This is a genomic window from Streptomyces sp. NPDC059718 (assembly GCF_042733315.1).
In the GTDB taxonomy this organism is placed as follows: domain Bacteria; phylum Actinomycetota; class Actinomycetes; order Streptomycetales; family Streptomycetaceae; genus Actinacidiphila.
Genome location: NZ_JBHWGA010000132.1, coordinates 1 through 1,844, shown reverse-complemented (window position 1 = coordinate 1,844; position 1,844 = coordinate 1). Strand labels below are relative to the sequence as shown.

The following is a 1,844-nucleotide window of genomic DNA, read 5'->3' as shown; positions in this document are numbered from 1 at the left end:
GGCCCGGCCCGCTCCCGCCGTGCGCGCTCCTGCAGAACACGGCATGTGTCGGGGCGAATCGGCCAAAATTTTTTACCTCACATAGACAAAAAAAGAATCATTCTTATGATGCATCGAAGGCGTTCCTCGGAGGCGCCTCCGCACGTTCGGTCACGCAAACACGGTCAGCTTCGATGATCCGGGAAGTGCACACGTGATGAGTTCAGCCGAAAGCGACGCCTCGACCCGCCCCCCGGGGCCGCAGCCCATCGCGGCCGACCGCCCGGCCCGCAGGGACGGCCCCGCGGAACTGCGCCCCCCCGCCCCGGAGCCTGCCGCCCTCGACGGCGGCAGGCAGAACGAACGGTTCTGAGGGGCGGGAGCCGGTCTGCCCGCTACACACACCGCCCACCGCCGCCCCTACGCGCGCAGGACGTGCGCGGCTCAGCCCTTCTCGTATCCACCGACGGTCAGGAGAGCCCGTGGCTGAGGGAGCCGGCTCCGCAGGTCACCAGCGTTCGAACACCGCGCCCGCCACCACGGTCGACCCCTGCGGACTCCCCTCGGAACCATCACCTGACACCGCCCGACCCCGACCCATCCGCCTTCCCGACCACCGGAACACCGACGCCGGCCGGAGCACCGGCACCGCACCGGTACGCGGAAGCAGACGCCTCCGGGCCGGGCGCAAAACCCTCCAGCGGGTGTTGGGGGTGGGTTTGTTACCTGATTCGTTGACGGATCGGGGGAACGCGAAGCTGTTCGTGCGGTTGTACGCGCAGGATTATCGGCATGTGACGGGGTTGGGGTGGTATCGGTGGGACGGCACGCGGTGGCAGAGCGATGAGGACGACACCGTTTTGTGGGCGGCGGGTGAGATGGCGGAGAGTATCGCCGTCACCGATCCGCGGGGGGTGTATTCGGACGCGGCGCTGCGCAAGCACCGGCGGCGTGCGCTGAGCACGTCGGGGATCAACGCGCTGCTGGCGCAGGCGAGATCGGCTCCGGGGATGGTGCTGAGCGCGGGAGCGCTGGACGCGGACCCGTACATGCTGTGCACGCCGGCGGGGGTGGTGGACCTGCGGTCGGGGGTGCTGCGGGCCCCGGACCCGGACCGGGACTTCCATTCCCGTTCGACCTCGATCGGCCCCCGGCAGATGCCGACCCCGCGCTGGGACCTCTTCCTGACCGACACGTTCGGGGACGACGACCGGGGCAGGGAGATGATCCGGTTCCTGCATCTCCTGCTCGGCTACTCCCTGACGGGGGACGTGGGGGCGCAGGTCATGCCGTTCCTCTTCGGCTCGGGCAAGAACGGCAAGTCCGTGCTGCTCGATGTCCTGATCAAGCTCCTGGGCGATTACGCGGACGCCGCGCCGCCCGGTTTCCTGATGGCCCGTCCCTTCGAGGGACACCCCACCGACCTCGCCGAGCTCCACGGCCGCCGCGTGATCGTGTGTTCCGAGGTGAAGCCCGGCGACCGGTTCGACGAGTCCCGGGTGAAACTCCTGACCGGCGGCGACCGCATCAAAGCACGCCGGATGCGCCAGGACTTCTTCTCCTTCGCCCCCACCCACAAACTCTGGCTCCTGGGCAACCACCGCCCCGAAGTCGGCACCGGCGGCTACGCCTTCTGGCGCCGGATCCGCCTGATCCCCTTCGACCGCGTCGTCTCCGACCACCAGAAGATCGACAACCTCGCCGACATCCTCGTCACCGAAGAAGGCCCCGGCATCCTCAACTGGCTCATCACCGGAGCCCACCACTACCTCAACGGCCCCCGCGACCTCACCGGACCCGAAACCGTCCGCATCGCCACCACCGCCTACGCCGAAACCGAAGACCACACCGGCCGCTTCCTCACC

General features: G+C 68.8%; 2 protein-coding genes. Both read left to right on the top strand.

What is annotated here, in order from left to right:
• The first annotated feature begins 196 nt into the window (after nucleotides 1–196).
• Nucleotides 197–352, top strand: a complete 156-nt coding sequence (locus ACFV3E_RS46650) for a hypothetical protein (RefSeq protein WP_158072205.1) — start codon at nucleotides 197–199, stop codon at nucleotides 350–352.
• A gap of 331 nt (nucleotides 353–683) precedes the next feature.
• On the top strand, nucleotides 684–1,844 hold a 1,161-nt coding region (locus tag ACFV3E_RS46645), incomplete at its 3' end, for a DNA primase family protein (RefSeq protein WP_500542625.1).